The sequence below is a fragment of the Blautia massiliensis (ex Durand et al. 2017) genome, from assembly GCF_051861785.1.
In the GTDB taxonomy this organism is placed as follows: domain Bacteria; phylum Bacillota; class Clostridia; order Lachnospirales; family Lachnospiraceae; genus Blautia_A; species Blautia_A luti_A.
In genome coordinates, this window is the sequence record NZ_CP146725.1 from 1,721,155 (window position 1) to 1,743,096 (window position 21,942).

At 46.0% G+C, this 21,942-nt stretch carries 13 protein-coding genes, 1 tRNA gene and 3 rRNA genes; 1 reads left to right on the plus strand and 16 read right to left on the minus strand.

What is annotated here, in order from left to right; translation table 11 throughout:
• Positions 1 to 125 precede the first annotated feature (125 nt).
• The 4 genes from V9W66_RS08235 to V9W66_RS08250 form a co-directional block, all read right to left on the minus strand.
• The gene (locus tag V9W66_RS08235) at positions 126 to 1,487 is read right to left on the minus strand and encodes an ABC transporter substrate-binding protein (RefSeq protein ID WP_144095629.1); all 1,362 of its coding nucleotides are present in this window, start codon (positions 1,485 to 1,487) and stop codon (positions 126 to 128) included.
• A 143-nt stretch (positions 1,488 to 1,630) separates the two neighbouring features.
• The gene (locus V9W66_RS08240) at positions 1,631 to 2,548 is read right to left on the minus strand and encodes a carbohydrate ABC transporter permease (protein WP_144095628.1); all 918 of its coding nucleotides are present in this window, start codon (positions 2,546 to 2,548) and stop codon (positions 1,631 to 1,633) included.
• Complete coding sequence (locus V9W66_RS08245) at positions 2,548 to 3,411, minus strand: carbohydrate ABC transporter permease (RefSeq protein WP_144095626.1); 864 nt, start codon at positions 3,409 to 3,411, stop codon at positions 2,548 to 2,550. Before V9W66_RS08245 ends, V9W66_RS08240 begins: the two co-directional genes overlap by 1 nt.
• A 79-nt stretch (positions 3,412 to 3,490) precedes the next feature.
• Entirely contained in the window at positions 3,491 to 4,627 is a 1,137-nt protein-coding gene (locus V9W66_RS08250) for an ABC transporter ATP-binding protein (RefSeq protein ID WP_144095624.1), read from the minus strand.
• 648 nt (positions 4,628 to 5,275) lie between these two features.
• On the opposite strand from V9W66_RS08250, the gene V9W66_RS08255 reads away from it, so the two are divergent.
• Positions 5,276 to 5,869: a 50S ribosomal protein L25 gene (locus V9W66_RS08255; RefSeq protein WP_144095623.1), complete on the plus strand. Its 594-nt coding sequence runs from the start codon at positions 5,276 to 5,278 to the stop codon at positions 5,867 to 5,869.
• A 753-nt stretch (positions 5,870 to 6,622) separates the two neighbouring features.
• Here the strand turns inward: V9W66_RS08255 and V9W66_RS08260 are convergent.
• The 12 genes from V9W66_RS08260 to V9W66_RS08315 form a co-directional block, all read right to left on the minus strand.
• A tRNA-Trp gene (locus V9W66_RS08260) sits at positions 6,623 to 6,693 on the minus strand.
• Positions 6,694 to 6,950: 257 nt separating this feature from the next.
• Positions 6,951 to 9,837 (minus strand): 23S ribosomal RNA (locus V9W66_RS08265).
• Positions 9,838 to 10,208: 371 nt separating this feature from the next.
• Positions 10,209 to 10,326, minus strand: a 5S ribosomal RNA gene (gene rrf, locus V9W66_RS08270).
• A 61-nt stretch (positions 10,327 to 10,387) separates the two neighbouring features.
• A 16S ribosomal RNA gene (locus tag V9W66_RS08275) occupies positions 10,388 to 11,917 on the minus strand.
• The 16S, 23S and 5S rRNA genes sit together here with 1 tRNA gene alongside, the layout of an rRNA operon.
• Positions 11,918 to 12,473: 556 nt before the next feature.
• Positions 12,474 to 13,880: an APC family permease gene (locus V9W66_RS08280; protein ID WP_186290022.1), complete on the minus strand. Its 1,407-nt coding sequence runs from the start codon at positions 13,878 to 13,880 to the stop codon at positions 12,474 to 12,476.
• Between the two features lie 187 nt (positions 13,881 to 14,067).
• Positions 14,068 to 14,412, minus strand: coding sequence for a P-II family nitrogen regulator (locus tag V9W66_RS08285; protein ID WP_144093605.1), 345 nt, complete (start codon positions 14,410 to 14,412; stop codon positions 14,068 to 14,070).
• Between the two features lie 39 nt (positions 14,413 to 14,451).
• The gene (locus V9W66_RS08290; RefSeq protein WP_144093604.1) at positions 14,452 to 15,822 is read right to left on the minus strand and encodes a putrescine aminotransferase; all 1,371 of its coding nucleotides are present in this window, start codon (positions 15,820 to 15,822) and stop codon (positions 14,452 to 14,454) included.
• A 238-nt stretch (positions 15,823 to 16,060) separates the two neighbouring features.
• A complete protein-coding gene (locus V9W66_RS08295; RefSeq protein ID WP_015526622.1) occupies positions 16,061 to 16,810 on the minus strand; it encodes an alpha/beta hydrolase family protein in 750 nt (249 codons plus the stop codon).
• Positions 16,811 to 16,948: 138 nt separating this feature from the next.
• The gene (locus V9W66_RS08300; protein WP_144093603.1) at positions 16,949 to 18,205 is read right to left on the minus strand and encodes a sugar ABC transporter substrate-binding protein; all 1,257 of its coding nucleotides are present in this window, start codon (positions 18,203 to 18,205) and stop codon (positions 16,949 to 16,951) included.
• A gap of 83 nt (positions 18,206 to 18,288) precedes the next feature.
• On the minus strand, positions 18,289 to 19,314 hold the full coding sequence (locus tag V9W66_RS08305) for an ABC transporter permease (protein WP_059086396.1): 1,026 nt from the start codon (positions 19,312 to 19,314) through the stop codon (positions 18,289 to 18,291).
• A complete protein-coding gene (locus V9W66_RS08310; RefSeq protein WP_144093602.1) occupies positions 19,311 to 20,351 on the minus strand; it encodes an ABC transporter permease in 1,041 nt (346 codons plus the stop codon). The genes V9W66_RS08305 and V9W66_RS08310 overlap by 4 nt, the downstream gene beginning before the upstream one ends.
• A complete protein-coding gene (locus tag V9W66_RS08315) occupies positions 20,339 to 21,895 on the minus strand; it encodes a sugar ABC transporter ATP-binding protein (RefSeq protein WP_144093601.1) in 1,557 nt (518 codons plus the stop codon). Before V9W66_RS08315 ends, V9W66_RS08310 begins: the two co-directional genes overlap by 13 nt.
• Positions 21,896 to 21,942 lie beyond the last annotated feature (47 nt).

The following is a 21,942-nucleotide window of genomic DNA, read 5'->3' on the forward strand; positions in this document are numbered from 1 at the left end:
TTCTCCTGATATTTTCCTGTCAGGATGTTTTTTTCCGTGACTATAGCAAAAATCCCCAGGAGCTTACCCGGGGATTTTGGCTGTATATATTTATTTTTCTTTTTCAGTTTCCACACCTTTTCGAATTATTCATTCACCAGGTTATACTCTTCGATGGATTTGTTGATGGAATCTGCCATGTTTTTCACAGCTGTATCCACATCCTCTTTTCCGTTGAGCATGCTCTCAATCTCGGATTCCACGGTAGCTCTTGCCTCCGGGAATACACTTAACAGAGCGCCTACATAGTCGGCGGAAGAATCATGGAGCTGGTCGATCGCTGTCTGGAACTGCGGATATTTTGCAACATTATCCTTAAATACCTGCTCGTCCTGAGCCTTTACAGTTACAGGGAAATATCCGGTCTGTGCATTCCAGTAAGCCTGAGACTCCGGAGAGATCAGGAATTTTACGAACTCCCATGTTGCACGAAGCTTTTTCGGATCATTGTTGTTCAGTGCCCAGAGAGATGCACCACCGATGGAAACACCGCCCTTGTCACTGGATTTGATCTTCGGGAAGTATGCAGTACCAACCTCAAATTTTCCGTTTACATCCTGAAGGATCTGTTTCAGGGAAGCTGTGGAGCCAAGTGTGATCGCAGATTTTCCTGCAGAGAAATCTGCAAGACCAGCATCGCCGCCTTTTCCTACGACCGGTGCGAAGCCCTTGTCGTTAAGATCCTTCCATGCTGTAAGGATATTCTTTGCAGCACCATTCTCGTCAAAAGCAACAGCTGTAGCAGCCTCTTTACGTCCGTTTCCGTTGTTTGCATACTCAAGGCCCTGCTTTCCGATAAACTGCTCGAAGAACCATCCGTAGATTCCAAGAGACATTACCTCGCCTGCGCCACCTTTGTCCAGAAGATCCTGTCCGATCTCACCGATGCCCTCCAGGCTGTCCGGAATTTCTGTGATGCCTGCTTTGTCAAACATGTCCTTGTTGTAATACATGATCGGTGTGGAAGAGTTGAACGGCATGGAGTACAGCTCATTGTCGATGGTGTAGTATGCAGCCAGGTTCGGCTCGATCTCAGATACATCGTAGCTGTCTGCGTCAATCATCTGCTGCATAGGCACGATCCATCCGGAATCGATCATGAATCTTGTTCCGATCTCATATACCTGTACAAGATCCGCACCCATGTTTCCGATCTGTGCACTTTTCAGCTTGTTCAGGGAATCATCATATTCACCCTGATACTGAGCATCTACAGTAATTCCGTATTCATTCTCATCGTTGAATTTTTTTACCAGTGTATCGATCGCCTCACCATTGACACCACCCATGGAATGCCAGAAGGTAATGGTAGTTCCGTCTACATCGGAAGCATCTGCCATTTCCACTTTTTCATCTGTGCCGGCATCTGCGGCGAATACAGTTACTCCGGAAAGAGAACCGATAGTCATTGCTGTGGTAAGGAAAGCTGCGATGATTTTTTTCTTCATAACTTTTTTCTCCTCTTGAAAAATTTTCTCTTTTTTCATTTTTTTATATAAGATGAACTGCTTGTCTTACGACTTTGCAGTATCTTTTTGCATTATTTTTTCCCTTACAGCAGGATGCTGCAGGGTTGCTGCCTGCTCCGATATCAGCCTTTGACTGCACCCGAGAACATTCCTCTGATCAGCTGTTTCTGTCCAACGATAAAAATGGAAATGGACGGAATAATGATCATAACAACGCCTGCGATCATCAGGGTGATGGACTGTGAATCCACACTGTCCAGCATACTGATACCGATCTGAACGGTTCGCATATTGTTGGAGCCTGTTACAAGCAGCGGCCACATGTACATATTCCATGCGTTGATAAAGGTATACACTGCCATAGCGCCAATAGCGGATTTTGTCAGCGGAAGCAGGATCCTTACGATAAATTTCAGATTGCTGCAGCCGTCAAGCTTTGCCGATTCATACAGTGAGATCGGGAAAGTCATGTAAAACTGGCGGAACAGGAAAATTCCCATTGCGGATGTAAGGTAAGGCACGATCAGTACCTGATAAGTATCCAGCATTCCCCAGCCTGATACCGTCAGGTAGTTGGAAATGATCGTTGCCTCTCCCGGAACCATCATGGTTGCCATCACAACCATGAAGAGAATACCTTTTCCTTTGAATTCCAGGAAAGAAAACGCAAAAGCAGCAAGAGAACAGGTAATGATCTGTCCGATGGTAATGCATCCCGCCATGATAAAGGAATTCAATATGAATCGGAGAAGTGGAACGGTGCGGAATGCATTGATAAAGTTGGAAAAGGTCGGATTCTTGGGAAAGAGATTCAACTCTGTAGTAAACAGTTCACTGGAAGGCATCAGTGCAATACTGATGGCATAAAGCAATGGAAGCAGGATCAGAACTGCAAACACCACATTTGCCGTAATACGGAGTGCTGTTCTTGTCCTTCTCTTTGCAAGAGCTTTTGCATTCATGGCTTTTTTCAGCTCCAGAAGCTCCTCTTTTGACATATTTCCCACTGCCGGGACTGCCATATTTTCCATCTGGCTCATCAGTAATTCACTCCCTTCTTCTCAATACGGAACATGATCAGTGTGATGATCATGATGATCACAAACAGGATAACCGACTGGGCTGCCGCACTTCCGAAGCGGTAGTTAAAAAACGCATCCCTGTAAATGGAATAAACAATAACATTGGTAGACTCATCAGGACCACCCTCTGTCAGGATCTTGATCTGTCCAAAGGACTGAAAGGCCTGGATGATATTTACCACCAGTGTGTAAAACATGATCGGGGAAAGTCCCGGAAGCGTCAGGCTGAAAAACTGCTGCACACTGCTGGCTCCATCCACAGAAGCTCTCTCATAAATGGTCTCATCAATATTTCCGAGTCCTGCGGAAAAATACAGAAAATTGATCCCGCTGTTCAGCCACGCAGTAAGAATGGCTACGCAGATCAGAGCCGTGTTCGGATCGTTCAGCCAGTTGATATCCAGGCCGGTAAGCTTATTCACAATACCTACTGCCGGGTGGAGCATGATCTGGAAGATCATTGCTGCAGAGCTGGATGCGATAGCCATTGGCAGCGCATAGGAAGTACTGAACACCCGGATTCCCGGAAATGCCTTGTTACAAAGCACTGCTGCGATCAGACCAAGAAGCATGCCGCCGACCACAACGATCAGCACAAAGATCAGCGTTACCTTCAGACTGTTGATAAAGGATGCTGACTGAAACAGTTCTTTATAGTTTCCCAGACCAACGTACAACTTTGCCTGTCCCATCTTGTTGGTCTTGTAAAGACTTAAATAAATTGTTTTCACAAACGGATAAAACAGAAAAATTCCAAAAATAAGCATACAAGGCACCAGATATAAGTACGGTGTGATCTTGCTTTTGCTGTTATTTTCCATAACTATTTCTCCTCCTTGCATAATCAGATTCTATCTACAGGCTGATCTGCCTGTACTCAAGCTCTTCCGTGACATAAATTCATGACACAAAAATATTTTCTTCTGTCTCCGGATCAAACACATGGGCCTTCTCCATATCAAAATACAGAGAAACCTTCTCCCCTACCTGTGTCTGATTTTCCGGACTTAAGCGGACTGCCAGGGTTTTGCCCTGCTCATCAAAATAGAGGATCACTTCCGCTCCCAGCATCTCCCGGTTTACTACAGGCTCATCTACATCTGCGCTTTCATTTTCAATACCAAGCTTTTTCGCCTCATCAAGCTCGTAGATATCCTCCGGACGGATTCCAAGGATCACGTGTCTGCCGTTATATCTGTCTGCGATCTGTTTTCCTCTGGTTCCGTCCAGATAAACCTTTTTCACAGTTTTGGCATCATCCAGAAGAAGGGCCGTGCGATTATTTTCTTCTGCTTTTACCGTACACCGGAAAAAGTTCATGGACGGAGAACCAAGGAAGCCTGCCACGAAAAGATTTACCGGATTGTCATAAATACTCTGCGGTGCTCCCACCTGCTGGATCAGACCATCCTTCATGACCACGATCTTAGTCCCAAGAGTCATGGCCTCTGTCTGGTCGTGCGTTACATAAATAATGGTGGTGTCCAGCTGTTTATGTAATTTCACAAGTTCCACACGCATCTGAGCACGGAGCTTTGCATCCAGATTGGAAAGGGGCTCATCCATGAGAAAGGCTTTCGGTTTCCGGATAATTGCACTTCCGATGGCAACTCGCTGTTTCTGACCGCCGGAAAGAGCTGCCGGCCTCCGGTCAAGAAGCTGCTCGATCTCCAGGATCTTTGCCACCTCATGGACCTTTCTGTCGATCTCATCCTTCGGAAGCTTACGGATCTTCAGGGCATATGCCATATTTCCGTAGACCGTCATGTTCGGATATAAGGCATAGTTCTGGAACACCATGGACATTCCCCTCTCCTTCGGTTCCAGATAATTGGAAAGCTCACCGTCGATCCACAGCTCACCGTCTGTGATCTCCTCCAAGCCTGCGATGATACGCAAAGTGGTGGATTTTCCACATCCGGACGGACCTACAAAGATCACAAACTCTTTATCATGTATATCAAGATTAAAATCCTTCACACCGTAATGCTCCGAATCAAATTGCTTACATACATTTCTAAGTGCAATTTCTGACATTACTTATCTCCTTTCTCTTCTCTCGCTCACATAGTTTGTAGTATAGGATTTTTCCGGCTGTTCAGATATCGTGATTGAGATAAAGCTTTGTGAATTGTATGTAAAGTTATTTCAGAAATTATATGCAATTCCGTTAAATTCTTTCTCCAGAGTAAAATTCCGGCTGCGTTATGTTGCCACCTTATTTCGCCGTCATCTCTGTCCTGCATCATATCTTCCAATTTTTATTACATTGATCACAACAGCTCTCTCCAATATGTCAGCAATATGGATATTTCCCGTCTCCTCTCATATCTGAATCAAATAAAAATAGAATATTCATATTTAATACTTGCCTCTCTTCCAGATAAATGCCAACTTTCAGGCTTTTATGATCACTTGATTTGTGCAATTTTTTATGTTGTTTTAATTTTTTCTGTAAAATCTCAAATATATGTTTTGTTTTTGTCTAATTTTACCCTTGAAGTTTTGTACATAAGTTAAACAATACAAAATATTGTTCTTAAATTTTCTAACTTTTTGTTAGCCACCTCGTCCGAGAAGTGCTATAATAATCCCAGTCAGAAAAGAAATGCAGAATTCGTGTTACTGCGAACAGCGCGAACAGCAACATTACCGGAATCCATGCATCAGGAGGAGGAATTTGACATGATCACATTGAAAGCAGAGAAAAGAAACCCGAATGTAAAAGCTAAAAAATTAAGACGTAAGGGTTACGTCACAGGAATTCTTAGTGGAAAAGAAATGAAAGAGCCTGTAGCACTTCAGTTTGACGGTGCCGAGGCAGCCAAATTCATTAAAGCAAATAAAGAAGGTACACAGGTTTACCTGGACATCGAAGGCGAGAAAGTTGATGCCCTGGTAAAGAACATTGACTATAATCCAATTGAAAAACAGCTGATGGCTCTGGATTTCCAGGCACTGGTAGCCGGTGAGAAGGTTTCCACAACAGTCGCTGTCAAACTGGAGCACACTGACATGGTTCAAGGTATCGTTGAGCAGGAAATGGAAGAGATCCACTACAAAGCAGATCCGGCCAACCTTCTTGATACCATCGTCATCGACTTCAACGGCTATCCTGCAGACGTCCGTGATATCCATGTAAAAGACCTCCCGATCCCGGAAGGCAAACAGGTTCACTTTATCACACCTGAGGATGCAGTTGTTGTTCACATTGGTGAGTATGAGGCAGCTTCGGAAGAGGATGAGGACGCTGAAGGCGCTGAAGCTGAGGCGAAGTAATTTTATAATTTTTCATATGAAATATTTCAGGGGATTGCCTGGTGGCAATCCCCTGGTTTTATTTACATAATTCTAAGAATGTTATTTCATTTGTAATTTCTTTATCTCATCCAGCGGCAACCCGGAAAAATTAGAGATATCTTCCAGTGTAAATCTGCTGTCTTTGAGCATTTTCTATGCTGTAAGCAGCGCCTGTTTCTGAAGCCCAATACTTTCACCCTCTGTAAACCCCTGTGTTCTGCCTTCTGCTCTTGCATCATCACACATTTCCTGTACAGCCTGACACATATCAACACTCCATTCTGTTTCTGGAAATCGTAGGTTTAATCCGGTTATGGAGTTGATAACTCGAGCTGCTTTGAGTTCGAGTGACTGAAAACCTGGATTTTCCAACGTAAGCTGTTGTAGCTTCCTTAGCCATTCTGTGAGATTTAGCAGATTTTTCTACCTGCCCTGCATGTTCTAATGAGTCATAGACCATATTCTTAACCGGCATTGCAAAGTTCTGTTCTGACTGATTCTCAATCCCGAGAAGAAGATAAACATTAGATTCATCTTGCATCTATGTAATCAGATATTTTATTTTCTGATTCATGTTAAGAGTAGCATGATTTTTGTGGTTTGAAAAAAATTTTATAAAAATATTAAAATATCCTCTTGCTGTTTTGATACCCTCAATGATATCTTTAGAAATTTACAAACAAAAAACGCCAAAAAGTCTTGATTTATAAGACCTTTCAGCGTTCCTAATAGCAGGGGATGAGAGAATCGAACTCCCACCAAAGGTTTTGGAGACCCCTATCATACCATTTGACCAATCCCCTATATACAAGAAAAAGTGGCTGTTGGCCACAAATTCTTTTACATTGTACTCTCAAAACTACATACATGCTTGTTGATGGTTAATCGTTTTTTGAATCAATTTTAACCTGCGTACCGATACTCCAGCGGTGGTCACTTCGCAACTATGTTGCTCAGTGTCATTTGCTTCGCAAATGTTCAGGAATCATCATGAATGCCTCTCCACAAGCAAGCTTGTTCCGATCCATTCCTGCTGTTTCCTGCTCGCTTCCTCGGCTTTTTGGTCAAGCCCTCACCCGATTAGTAACAGTCAGCTCCATGTGTTACCACACTTCCACCCCTGCCCTATCTACCTCGTCGTCTTCAAGGGGGTTTACTTCATAAGAATGGGATATCTCATCTTGAGGGGGGCTTCACGCTTAGATGCCTTCAGCGTTTATCCCTTCCGGACTTGGCTACCCGGCCATGGCTTTGGCAAGCCAACCGGTCCACCAGCGGTCCGTCCATCCCGGTCCTCTCGTACTAAGGACAGCTCCTCTCAGATATCCTGCGCCCACGCCGGATAGGGACCGAACTGTCTCACGACGTTCTGAACCCAGCTCGCGTACCGCTTTAATGGGCGAACAGCCCAACCCTTGGGACCTACTACAGCCCCAGGATGCGATGAGCCGACATCGAGGTGCCAAACCACTCCGTCGATGTGAACTCTTGGGAGTGATAAGCCTGTTATCCCCAGGGTAGCTTTTATCCGTTGAGCGATGGCATTCCCACTTAATACCACCGGATCACTAAGCCCTACTTTCGTACCTGCTCCACCCGTCGGTGTCGCAGTCAAGCTCCCTTCTGCCTTTGCACTCTTCGAATGGTTTCCGTCCATTCTGAGGGAACCTTTGGGCGCCTCCGATACCCTTTCGGAGGCGACCGCCCCAGTCAAACTCCCCGCCTGGCATTGTCCCACCGCCGGGTCACGGCGGCTGGTTAGAAGCCCAATATCACAAGGGTGGTATCCCAACAGCGGCTCCGCGGCAACTGACGTTACCGTTTCTCAGCCTCCCACCTATCCTGTACATGCAACACCGGACCCCAGTGCCAAACTGGAGTAAAGCTCCATGGGGTCTTTCCGTCCTGGCGCGGGTAGCCAGCATCTTCACTGGCACTTCAATTTCACCGGATGTATTGCCGAGACAGCGCTCAAATCATTACGCCTTTCGTGCGGGTCGGAACTTACCCGACAAGGAATTTCGCTACCTTAGGACCGTTATAGTTACGGCCGCCGTTTACTGGGGCTTAAATTCAAAGCTTCGCGTTACCGCTAACCTCTCCTCTTAACCTTCCAGCACCGGGCAGGCGTCAGCCCATATACCTCACCTTTCGGTTTCGCATAGACCTGTGTTTTTGCTAAACAGTTGCTTGAGCCTATTCTCTGCGGCCTGCTCTCGCAGGCACCCCTTCTCCCTAAGTTACGGGGCCATTTTGCCGAGTTCCTTGGCAATACTTCTTCCGCCGGCCTTAGGATTCTCTCCTCATCCACCTGTGTCGGTTTACGGTACGGGTACAATATGAACGATAGCGGCTTTTCTTGACGCATGGCTCACGGGCTTCGTTACTAAAATTCACTCCACATCACGTCTTCCCATTGCATGGCGGATTTTCCTACCATACTGGTACCTCGCTTGTACCGGGCTTTCCATTCCCGGCTCCCGCTCTCCTTACGTGTCCCCACAGTTCTGTCATACTGCAGTACAGGAATATCAACCTGTTGTCCATCGGCTACGGCTCCCGCCCTCACCTTAGGTCCCGACTCACCCAGGGCAGATCAGCTTTACCCTGGAAACCTTGGATATTCGGCCTAGAGGATTCCCACCTCTATCTCGCTACTCATTCCGGCATTCTCTCTTCCATGCAGTCCACAGCTCCTTCCGGTACTGCTTCTTCCCGCATGCAATGCTCCTCTACCAATCTTTTCAGATTCCTTAGTTTCGGTGGCGCGTTTCAGCCCCGGACATTTTCGGCGCAGGACCTCTCGACCAGTGAGCTATTACGCACTCTTTGAATGTATGGCTGCTTCTGAGCCAACATCCTGGTTGTCTTCGAAATCCCACATCCTTTTCCACTTAACGCGCACTTTGGGACCTTAACTGTAGGTCTGGGCTCTTTCCCTTTTGACCGCCCAACTTATCTCGTGCAGTCTGACTCCCGGTGATATCTACACGGCATTCGGAGTTTGATATTCTTCGGTAGGCTTTGACGCCCCCTAGGAAATTCAGTGCTCTACCTCCGCAAGACTCACACCGAGGCTAGCCCTAAAGCTATTTCGAGGAGAACCAGCTATCTCCGGGTTCGATTGGAATTTCTCCCCTATCCACACCTCATCCCCACCCTTTTCAACGGATGTGGGTTCGGTCCTCCACTACCTCTTACGGCAGCTTCAACCTGGACATGGATAGATCACCCGGTTTCGGGTCTACTCCTACTGACTCTGGCCCTCTTAAGACTTGGTTTCCCTACGGCTCCACACCTGAAGTGCTTAACCTTGCCAGTAAGCGTAACTCGCCGGACCGTTCTACAAAAAGTACGCGGTCGTGCTCATATGGCACTCCCACAGCTTGTAGACACAGGGTTTCAGGTTCTCTTTCACTCCCCTCCCGGGGTCCTTTTCACCTTTCCTTCACAGTACTATGCGCTATCGGTCACTAAGTAGTATTTAGCCTTAGGGGGTGGTCCCCCTTACTTCCCACAAGGTTCCTCGTGTCTCGTGGTACTCCGGATCCTGCTCAGTCAGCTCTGCTTTCACGTACGGGGCTTTCACCCTCTCCGGCCGGCTTTCCCAAAACCGTTCTGTTAACTTCGCTGAATCTTAAATGCAGTCCATGACCCCGGCATGCACGCACACCGGTTTAGGCTCCTCCGCGTTCGCTCGCCGCTACTTACGGAATCGATGTTTCTTTCTTTTCCTCCGGGTACTTAGATGTTTCAGTTCCCCGGGTTCCCTTCCATACGTTATGGATTGGCGTATGGATGCATGAGGTCTGCTCATGCGGGTTTCCCCATTCAGACATCTCCGGATCACGGGATATTTGCTCCTCCCCGAAGCTTTTCGCAGCTTATCACGTCTTTCATCGGCTCTTAGTGCCAAGGCATCCGCCCTGTGCCCTTATTGCTTGACCTTTTGCCTTAGCATGCAAGTGGATCTTCCTGTGGATGATCTGCTTGCCGCTTAACATCACCCTAGCGTAGGTGATGCGGTCTCTTGATTCTCGTGTCTTCCGATACTCTCGTATCTTCCGACATGTGTTTGATTACTCTGTTCAATAACAGATAAATCGATGTCTTCCTATCTTTGCGTTTGCATTAATTTCTTAATACTTTGCGTTTAAGGATATTTGATTAACTTAATCAAATTTCATGTATGCAGTTTTCAAGGTACAATGCTGACTGATGTTTTATCAGCCATTTAAAAAGAAAATATCTTTTCTTCTTAAATCACTGGTAAAACCAGCATCTATTCTCATCAGGTTTCCCTGTTCTTCTTTTTTTGATCTGGCGCCCACCTGCTCTCCCACACCGTCTCCAGTGCAGTACCATCGGCCGATTGGGTCTTAACCGTCGTGTTCGGGATGGGAACGGGTGTGTCCCCCAACCGCATCGGCACCAGAAATCTTTCAGCTTGATAGCTAAACAGTAAAACACATTTCAATTACTCTACTTTTTCCTTAGAAAGGAGGTGATCCAGCCGCACCTTCCGATACGGCTACCTTGTTACGACTTCACCCCAGTCATCGGTCCCGCCTTCGGCAGCTCCTCCCTTGCGGTTAGGTCACTGACTTCGGGCGTTACTGACTCCCATGGTGTGACGGGCGGTGTGTACAAGACCCGGGAACGTATTCACCGCGGCATTCTGATCCGCGATTACTAGCGATTCCAGCTTCGTGTAGTCGGGTTGCAGACTACAGTCCGAACTGGGACGTTATTTTTGGGATTTGCCCACCCTCGCGGGTTCGCTTCCCTTTGTTTACGCCATTGTAGCACGTGTGTAGCCCAAATCATAAGGGGCATGATGATTTGACGTCATCCCCGCCTTCCTCCAGGTTATCCCTGGCAGTCTCCCCAGAGTGCCCACCTTATATGCTGGCTACTGAGGATAGGGGTTGCGCTCGTTGCGGGACTTAACCCAACATCTCACGACACGAGCTGACGACAACCATGCACCACCTGTCTCCCCTGTCCCGAAGGAAAGGAACGGTTAAGTTCCGGTCAGGGGGATGTCAAGACTTGGTAAGGTTCTTCGCGTTGCTTCGAATTAAACCACATGCTCCACCGCTTGTGCGGGTCCCCGTCAATTCCTTTGAGTTTCATTCTTGCGAACGTACTCCCCAGGTGGAATGCTTAATGCGTTTGCGGCGGCACCGAATGACTTCGTCACCCGACACCTAGCATTCATCGTTTACCGCGTGGACTACCAGGGTATCTAATCCTGTTTGCTCCCCACGCTTTCGAGCCTCAACGTCAGTTACCGTCCAGTAAGCCGCCTTCGCCACTGGTGTTCCTCCTAATATCTACGCATTTCACCGCTACACTAGGAATTCCGCTTACCTCTCCGGCACTCAAGACGGGCAGTTTCCAATGCAGTCCCGGGGTTGAGCCCCAGCCTTTCACATCAGACTTGTCCATCCGTCTACGCTCCCTTTACACCCAGTAAATCCGGATAACGCTTGCCCCCTACGTATTACCGCGGCTGCTGGCACGTAGTTAGCCGGGGCTTCTTAGTCAGGTACCGTCAATCTCTTCCCTGCTGATAGAAGTTTACATACCGAGATACTTCTTCCTTCACGCGGCGTCGCTGCATCAGGGTTTCCCCCATTGTGCAATATTCCCCACTGCTGCCTCCCGTAGGAGTCTGGGCCGTGTCTCAGTCCCAATGTGGCCGTTCACCCTCTCAGGCCGGCTATGGATCGTCGCCTTGGTAGGCCGTTACCCTGCCAACAAGCTAATCCAACGCGGGTCCATCTTATACCACCGGAGTTTTTCACACCGAGCCATGCAGCTCTGTGCGCTTATGCGGTATTAGCAGTCATTTCTGACTGTTATCCCCCTGTATAAGGCAGGTTACCCACGCGTTACTCACCCGTCCGCCACTAGAAACCAGCTAGATCTGCCGAAGCTTCAATAAAAGGTTTCCCGTTCGACTTGCATGTGTTAAGCACGCCGCCAGCGTTCATCCTGAGCCAGGATCAAACTCTCTGATAAAATGTGTTAGCAATTCAGTGATGCTCGCATCAACTTAATTGCGACTCACACTGATTAAGCCAAAGGCTTAAGAAGTGTTTGATTCATTTACCCAAGACAACCGTTTGGCTATCTCTCGTTTTTACTGCTTTTGGTTTGTTTAAACCGTTCTTTAAATGTAAAGAAATTTTCGAGAATCGTATGTGTTTCACTGTTTAGTTATCAAGGTTTGTTGTATCTGTCTCTCAGACAGCTCGTTTATTTTATCTCATCTCTTTTTGTTTGTCAAGCACTTTTTTGAGTTTTTTCAAACATTTTTGAGTTAAGATTTTGTTGCCGCTTTGCTGACGACTTGGATACTTTATCATATCTTCTGTCTTTTGTCAACTATAATTTTTATTTTTCTGAAATCCTTTTTAATTGTTTGTTTTTTGTAAACAATTATTTGCGACAGCTCAGTTATAATACCACTGGGAGTTATGCTTGTCAACCATAAAATTCAAATTTTTTAAAATATTTCGTTTATCCCGTTTATTAAGAAAGACGCTGCCAATAAAAGCAGCGTCCTTCCACCACACTATCTCCAAATCCCCTTTCTCTTCCGAATCGTATAAAACAACTCATTCTCCATCGCCATAACCTTCTGGATCGGCACACTCTTAAACACCGGCATCTTCATCCTAGTCCTGATCCACCAGAAAGAATAAACCGCCAGAACCACAAAAGTGATCACCACAACCAGCCAGATCATATTCCGCTCCACCGGATCAGAAGAAATATTCAGGATCATATAACACGTCCCCGCAATACCAACAAGCGGAAACACCGGCCCACCAGGAACCCTGAAACTCCTCGGCACTTTCGGCATCCGCTTTCTCAGAATCAGCACATCCACATGCGCCAGCACATAAGAAATCATCCAGAACACTGAACCCACCAGGATCAGGAACGAAATAATAGAAGAAGAATCATTACTGATCAGTGCAAAAATAAAAATCGTCACACTGACAAATACAACACCAAACCAGGGAACCCCCTGCTTATTCGTCTTCGCAAAAATCCTCGGCATCATATTCATCTTCGCCATACCCTGGCAGATACTCGCCAGACCATTCACCGTAGAATTCTGCGTACTCACAACTGCAAGCGCAGCCACCAAAGTCATCCAGATCTTACCTGCACTGCCAAGAAGATTTTCTCCGTAAAGCAGATGCGGAGCCGGGGAATCCATAAGCTCCTGCCATGGCGTATAATTATGAAAACCAAACACCATGATCGACTGCACACCACAGATCAGAGCAAGACCTATGATCATACCAAGAGGAACATTCCTCTTCGCATTCTTAACACTCTTGGAAACCGGGATCACATACTCCGCCCCGATAAACAGCCAGAACGCCGTAGCTGTAGCAGAAAACAGCTTCGAAGGCTTTGTGGCCATTGTATACGGCTGCGAAACCACCTGTCCTGTCCCCAGCTTAAGCATACCGATCAGTCCCATGATGATCATGGAACCAACCAGAAGAAACGCGACCAGATCCTGGATCTTTGCAAACATATCCACACCACGAAGATTTGCGATCATGATCACAATGGTCATGATCAACGTATACGCAATACTGAGAACCGGCAACTTGATCGTCTGCGCCATCGCATAGGAAAAAATCGAAGCCTCCACACCAGAGGACAGAATATTACAGAGCAGATAACCGCCCACCATGGAGATCAACGTGGGAAAAGGCCCCAGACATGCCAGTGTATACTGCGCCAGGCCACCCGTCGTATTCGGCATAATGGCATTCAGCTCCGAAAGCGAAGCCACCGTAGTCATATTCAAAAGACACGCAATAATCATGGAAAAAATAAACACAACACCAACCGTACCTGCACCCTGCCCCAGTGAGACCAGACAGCTGGTGGCAATGACCAGCCCTACTGATATAGATACAACACTTCCCAGCCCTAATTTCTTATCTTCACTCATAATCCTAGTCACCTCCCAATAAGTCAGATGGATATTCGCGATCCGCATTCGTTTAAACGGACATCTGTATTATGTAAACTGTGAGTTATTTCAGAACAGCCATTTCAAAACAGGCAACACAGAAACAGGCGAGGTTCCGCTTTATCTGCGGACACCTCGCCTGCCATCACGATCCTCTGCTTACCCTTTACAGAGCATCTACACCTTCATCACCCGTTCTTACACGGATCACATTATCAATATCGTAGATAAAAATTTTGCCATCGCCAATATGCCCGGTATAAAGCTCATGCTTGATCACATCCACGATCTTATCAACCTGATCTTTTTTTACCACAACACTGATCTGCTGCTTCGGAAGGAGCTCCATCTCATAATTTTCATCCACCTCATACTCACGGGTACCTTTTTCAACACCACATCCAAGCACCTGCATAACAGTCATACCTCTGACACCGGCTTTACTAAGTGCAGATTTCAGGCTGGAAAATTTTGCAAGGCTTGTGATGACTTCTATTCTGCATAAACTCATCTTATAATATCATCCCTTTCGGAAAAACTCTGTTATCTTTTATACATTAAGTTCTTTCTTTGTATCAGCAAGAGCCTCGTCCATTCTGGAGATAACATCCTTGATATCCTGTTCGGAGATAACAGCTGTAGGCTCGAAACGGATGGTTTTCGCATTAACAAGAGTACCGGCTGTCATGACGCGTCTTGCAAACAGACCCTTTGCAGTCTCATAACCAAGCTCACATGTATGGAACTCAACTGCAAGCATAAGACCTGTACCACGAACCTCCTGGATAATCTCAGGATATTTTTCCGCAAGACTCTGAAGTCCGGCTTTCAGGATCTCACCTTTACTTTTGCAGACACCCGGGATATCATTTTCAAGCATATATTTGATAGTTGCGATAGCTGCTGCACAGCATACCGGGTTTCCGCCAAATGTAGGAGAGCCAAGAAGCCATGGGTTGTCGATCAGATCCTGAACCCACATCTTCGGTTTACAGATGATACCTGTGATCGGCATGATACCGCCGCCGAAAGCTTTACCATATGTCATGATATCCGGTGTAACGCCCTCTGCCTCACATCTCCACATTGTGCCGGTACGTCCCATACCTGTCTGGATTTCATCAAAGATCAGTGCCACACCTGTCTCATCACAGATTTCACGAACCTCCTGAAGATATCCTGCCGGAGGAACGATAACACCAGCCTCACCCTGGATCGGCTCAAGGATCACACCGGCAACCTTCTCTCCAACTGCCTGAAGGTTCTTGATCGCTTTTCTTACATCATCTGCAATACCATACTGCACATGCTGTACCTGCTGTACCATCGGAATATAAGGAGTACGGTATGTACTCTTACCACCCATGGAGATTGCACCCATGCTCTTGCCATGGAAAGCACCTACTGTGGAAATGAACCATCTTCCGCCGGTTGCGATACGTGCAAGCTTCAGAGCCATCTCAACGGCCTCTGCACCGCCGTTTGTGAAAAAGCAGTACTGCAGGTCGCCAGGTGTGATATCTGCAAGTGCTTTTGCAAGATATCCACGAAGCGGATCAAGAAGCTCCTGAGAATGAAGTGCCTGATGATCAAGCTGTGCTTTTACGGTTTTCAGAATCTCTGGATTTCTGTGGCCACAGGTGTAAATACCGAAGCCGCCAAGACAGTCGATAAATTTTTCTCCGTTCAGTCCATAGCAGTAAGCTCCTTCATCCTGCCACTCAAGAACTGCACCCTGCTCAGAGTCAGAAGAAACAGATTTACGGTATTTCAGCCAACCCGGGCTTACATAGTTGTCAAAATGATCGATGGTATCTGCCACCATCTGTTTTTTCTCCTCTGCCGGAATATCTTTCATATCTGTGTTGATCAGTTCGATCACTCTGTCAAGATCTTTGATTACCTGTTCGCTCTTTGCCATAATACATTCCCTCTCTTTCTGAAAATCATCCCACGATCTGCCTCTGCATCCTGCGTTCATTCTGGTAAAAAAAGGCGCATTCGCTGTCTTCCTACAACAAATGCGCCTTTGCATTTCGTTTAATTGTTTTTTGAATTGCCTATATTGTACCCTGGTCAGCCAATGTGTACAATTCTTAATTTCTGGCTGTTTATGATTAGTTTCTGGTAGACATACTTGTTTTTAAGTATATCTCTTCTCAGTTTCTCTCGAAATTATCTGCAATATACTCTACGATCGGTGCAGGATCTTCCAGACTGTGCGGATGATGGTCACAGTCCGGTTTTACGATCACTTTGATCTGGCCGCCGTTTTCCTCATAATATCTGGCCAGATTGGCACCGTTTTCCTGATAAGGCACAACACTGTCAACCGCACCCGCTACCAGCATGATTCTGATCCCCGCTTTAAGAAGCTGAGGCATTTTGTCCAGAGGATTCCCCCTGAATTCCAGGGCATTCTCATCTGTGAGATGATAAACTGCCTTACACTCTTCCCATTCTTTCGAATAACGCTCACTTGCTCCATATCCTCCCGGCCAGCTCGTCACATTCATAACCGGCGCATCCAGATACAGTGTGGAGATCGTTTCAGGATTTTTCACCGTATAATTGACAGAATAAAGACCGCCCCGGCTGAAGCCGAAAAGATCTGCTTTTTTATTAAGGCCTTCTTCCTCTGTGATATACTGATAAAACATTTCCATAAGGCTTATGGATTCCGGGCATCCGTACATGTCACTGATCATCATATATGCAATATGCCAGCCTTTCTCAAGAAGTGCTCTGTCTGCATAATCAAAAGCTCCGAAAAACTCTGCGCGCCATACCCATGGTTTTCCCGGATGCACTTCTTTCGGCATGACCAGGATACACTCATGGCCATCCAGTTTAAAATCCTTTCTCTGATATCCTTCCCATTCGGAGATCCTAACTTCTTCTGCTTTCATCCCATTACCTCCATTATTCATGCCCACACAATCCACTGCTGCATAAGCTCTTCACAATCCACAGTTTGAAAATGCCGCCTCCCACAAAGGAGACGGCATCCAGACATCCGCATCAGCAGACATGTTTATTCTTTTTTATTACCACTGGCACGGCTCAAAGTCTGCTGTGTTCTCAGAAGTAACAACGTCTGTTCTCAGATAATTTACACGGTTTACATCAATGCCGCAGAACCACTCGGAGATTGTACGAACTGCAAGACCGGCATCACCCTGGCAGGTCTGATAGGACATACCATAAAGTTTTCCGTCTTTTACAAGGTCAAGACCCTGTTTGGAGATACCAGCGGCAACGATTACGATATCGTCACGTCCTGCTGCCTCGCAAGCCTCAGCTGCACCGATAGCCTGATCAGAATCATCTGCAAGAACGATCGCATTTAATTTATCGCCATATTTTGTGATCCAGTCGGATACGACCTGTTTAACTTTGGAAGCCTCGAATCCAGGAGACTGGATATCAAGTGTCTCGATGTCCGGATATTTCTCAGCAAGCTCTGTCATAGGTCCATAGCAGCGTGCATAGTAAGGAGATCCACCTACGTTATGTGTAATATAAGCAACTCCTCCTTTGCCTTCCATCTTCTCGCCAAGCATATCGGCAAGTGTTCTCATCTGGTACCAGTCATTCGGGCCAGTGTAGGAAATGATGTAGTTCATAGCTTCTGCTTCCGGTGTTGTATTTACACAGAATGCCGGGATTCCAGCGTCTGTGATCTTCTTGAACTGCTGTGTTGCATGGTCAGCGGAAAGCGGAATCAATGCGATTGCATCCGGATGCTCGTTGATCGCCTGGTCAATGTAGCTGTCCTGATTTCCCTGATCCCAGTTTGGATCATAAACAGTTACTTCCATTCCGACTGCATCACATGCTTTCTGGAAAGCCTCTGTGTAGCAGGTTGTCCAGGCATGTGCACCATGAACGATCAGGATAATTTTTTTGCCTTCCTGTCCATCTGCCGGTGACTCCGGGAATTTTGCATCATTTGCCTCGTCCCAGTCAAGATACTCTTTGTAATGCCAGTGATTGGCATCTGTCTCTTCGTAATTGTCTTCACAGTATGCAGCATCTCCGTCTACTTCCGGAACATCGAAGCTAAGCGGCGCTTCCATCATGAGATGGTCATCTGTTGTTTTTAATGTTTTCTCTGCTTCCTGCAGTTTGTCGTAAGAATCTTTTGCAGCGTCCGGAACTTCTACTGCTTCCTCTTCTGCACTCTCATCACTTGCCTCTGCCTCAGTTGCCTGAGCGTCTGTGTTCTCCTCTGCAAATGCTACAGACCCCGTACCTAACAACATAGCACCACATAACAGAACCGCCAGTCTCTTTTTCATCATGTTTTCTTCCTCCTATACCTTATATAGTTTTTATTTTATTAAAAGCTCCCTCCGCTTTTAATTTCCCCTGTTAGTTTCGTTACTTATTTTGCACCTTTCATCTCTTTGAGATGTTCCAGATGAAGATTCGGACGACGTCCAAGGATCTTATCTTTATTGTATTTTGCAACTGTCTCATAGATCAGGCAAAGCACAAGTGCTGCACCGATAACCAGTACCTGAAGCTCTGTGGATTTACAGAGAGATTTCAGGAACGCGATCATCAGAAGAGAAATGTAGGTCCAGCCTACGCTTCCTTTACCGCCGTAGATATCTGTTCCGCCGATAACAGTTGCTGTAAATGCCATATAGAAAGGTGAGATTCCTTTTTCACCCATGGTTACATTGGCTGCGCCGGAATAGATTCCGTTCAATGCTCCGCCAAGTCCTGCTGCAAGTCCGGAAATGATAAATGCTGCTATTACAACACGGTCACTGTGGATACCTGCAAGCCATGCTGTCTCTGCATTGCCACCTACCATATGGATATTTCTTCCAAGTCTTGTGTAACGAAGAATTACAATTACCAGGATTACAAAAAGTGTTGTGATAATAAAATACGTTGAGAATGGAAGAAATGGGAGCAGCTGATTATTCAGCTTCTCATTCAGATCATAATCTCTTCCGATACTCAGCTCACTTCCGTTACAGTACACATACATGATTCCCTTGAGAACCAGCTGCATACCGATACTTGCGATAAATGCGTGGATCTTCAGCTTTGTAACAAGCAGTCCCATGATCAGGCCGTTTACAACACCCATCAGAGCACCGATGAGAATGCAGATTGCCCACGGAAGCTTCTGGTTGCTGTGAAGCCCAAGTGTAAGAAGTGCTGCAAAGGTTGACATGTACATAACTGTCATATCCATATGCCCTGCAATGAGGACGATAGTAAATCCAAGTCCCAGCCAGATAACAAGACTTCCGTTACCTGTTACTGCCCGGATATTGTAGGCTGTATAGAAATTGTCCACAAACAGTCCACAGAAAAGTACGATCGCAAGTAATAAAAATGCGCGGTTTTTGTTGATCATTGCTGCATTCAGCTTAAATTTCTTCTCCATCATGCTTTACCCAACTTTCTGTTTGAATGTGTGTTTAACCATACGATGAACAGGAATACGATACCCTGGACAAGATACTTGGTGTATGTTCCAAGACCGATCCAGGAAAGAATATTGTTAAGGATACCGTAAGCAAGAACACCACCGAAGGTTCCAACAATACTTCCTTTTCCACCGTTCAGGGAAACGCCACCCAGAAGGATCGCAGTCAGAGCATCAAAATCATAACCGGTTCCGTTTTCGTAGGAAGCACATTTTCTGAGAGCTGCATAAAAGATACCAGCTGTTGCGCTGCAGAGACCATTGATCACATATGCGATAATGATCTGTTTTGTACAGTTGATTCCTGAAAATTTCGCTACTTCATAATTGGTACCGATAATCTTCAGTTTCTGTCCGAATGCTGTTTTTGTGTGAATCACCCATGAGATCACAAACATAACCAGCATAACGATTGCCATCAGGGAGATTGCTCCGCCGATATAGGTTCTGGAAATCGCGTAAAACTTCTCAGCAGATGACTGCATGCCCTCTTTCGCGATATCCTCTGCGTAGAGCATTTTCCCCTGCCATACTACTCGTATGACACCGGATATCAAAAGATTTACCGCCAGTGTCCAGATGATGGCGTTGGCTCTCATCTTACCGATCATGAAACCATTGATCAGACCGATCAGGGCACCTGCAAGAAGTCCTGCAATAATAGATCCCACAAAGCCGAAGTTAATGCACTGTACTGCCATAACTCCGCCGAATGCCATTGTGATCGGCACAGACATATCTGTCATGTTTCCTGAATATGTAACGTAGAACAGTCCTGCACAGACCATACCGGTCAGGGCTACTGCTTCCAGAATAGACTGGATATTACTTTTTCCGAAGAACTGTCCTTTCGAAATGATCATTCCCAGAATGATAAGTCCTGCAACAATGATCCAGATGCCAAGCTGATTGAAGATCAGGCTGGCTTTGTTGATCTCTGTTTTTCTTGTATCTACCTTTGGAGCGGCAGTATTTCCATTTTTATTTACTTCTGACATGATACGAACTCTCCCTCCCCATTAGCTGCAATCAGTATTGAATTTTCCGTCATATCTTTTTTCCGGATCATTCCGATCGTATGTCCTTCACGTAAGATCACTGCTCTGTCTGCAAGTCCCACAACTTCCGGAAGGTCAGAAGAAAGAAGAATTACGGAATTGCCTTTTGATACATAATCCTTAACTACATTATGGATAACCTGCTTGGCATTAACATCAACACCTCGTGTAGGTTCATCCAGGATCAGGATATCAACACCAGCTGCCAGCCATTTGGCCATCAGCACCTTCTGCTGATTTCCACCGGAGAAGCTGTTTACCAGACGGTCTCTGTCTGCCGGATAAACGCTCATCTCATTGATCTTCTCATCAATCAGTCCGTTCAGTTTCTTCTGATTGTAGAAAATACCGTTGGAATTCCGATCAATAATACAGGAGGTCACATTATCACCAACTGTCTGGTTCAGTGCCAGACCTACAACTTTTCGATCCTCTGTCAGATATCCAAGTCCTCCGGCGATAGCTTCTCCGAAGTTCCTGAAATGTGTCTCTTTTCCATGTATATAGACTTTTCCACCATCGGCCTTATCCACACCGATCAGTGCTCTTGCGATTTCTGTTCTTCCTGCCCCGGCCAGTCCGCAGATAGCAAGTACTTCACCCTTATGAAGCTCGAAGTTTACATGATGGAAAAATCCCCAGTGTGTATAATCTTCAACCTTCAGTACAACTTCATCCTGTACCATGGATTTATGGTTCTCATAGAAATTCTTTACAGGAGTTCCTACCATCATCTCAACCAGCTTATCCGGATTCGTATCAGCTACTGCACAGGAGCCTACCAGCTTACCATCTCGCATAACTGTAACATTGTCTGCGATCTCAAAGATCTCTGCCAGGTGATGGGAAATATAAACCACTGCAAGCCCCTCTGCCTTCAGCTGACGGATGATCTTGTAAAGGCGTTCAACCTCGTCGCTGGAAAGAGCGGATGTGGGCTCATCCATAACAATAATGGATGGATTAAAGCCAAGAGTTTTCGCAATCTCGACAAGCTGTGCTTCGCACTGGCTGATCTCAGAAACATCCATAGTCGGATCAATATAATCCAGTCCTACTCTTGCAAGAAGTTTCTTTGACTCCTCAATTGCTTTCTTCTTATCTACAAAAATACCTTTCTTCGGAAGTCTTCCCACCAGAAGATTCTCATAAATGGAAATTCTTCTTGCAAGAGAAAGCTCCTGATATACCATTCCGATCCCTGCTTCCTTGGCCATTGTCGGGGAATAGAGAAGTTTCTTCTCTCCGTTAATGTAGATATCTCCTGTATAGTCATTAAACAAACCGTTCAGCATTTTCATCAGAGTTGATTTTCCCGCACCATTCTCTCCCATCAGAGCATGCACTTCACCTTTTTTCACACGGAAATCTACCTTATCAACAGCCAGTGTACCTGGAAAACGTTTTGAAACCTTCTGCATATCCAGAGCGTATGTCTGTCCCGTGCTGTTTACTCCACTGCTCATATTTATCTCCTTTCCCATGAATGACACCTCCGCCAATGTCAGTTCATCTTTCTGAGTAACAAATC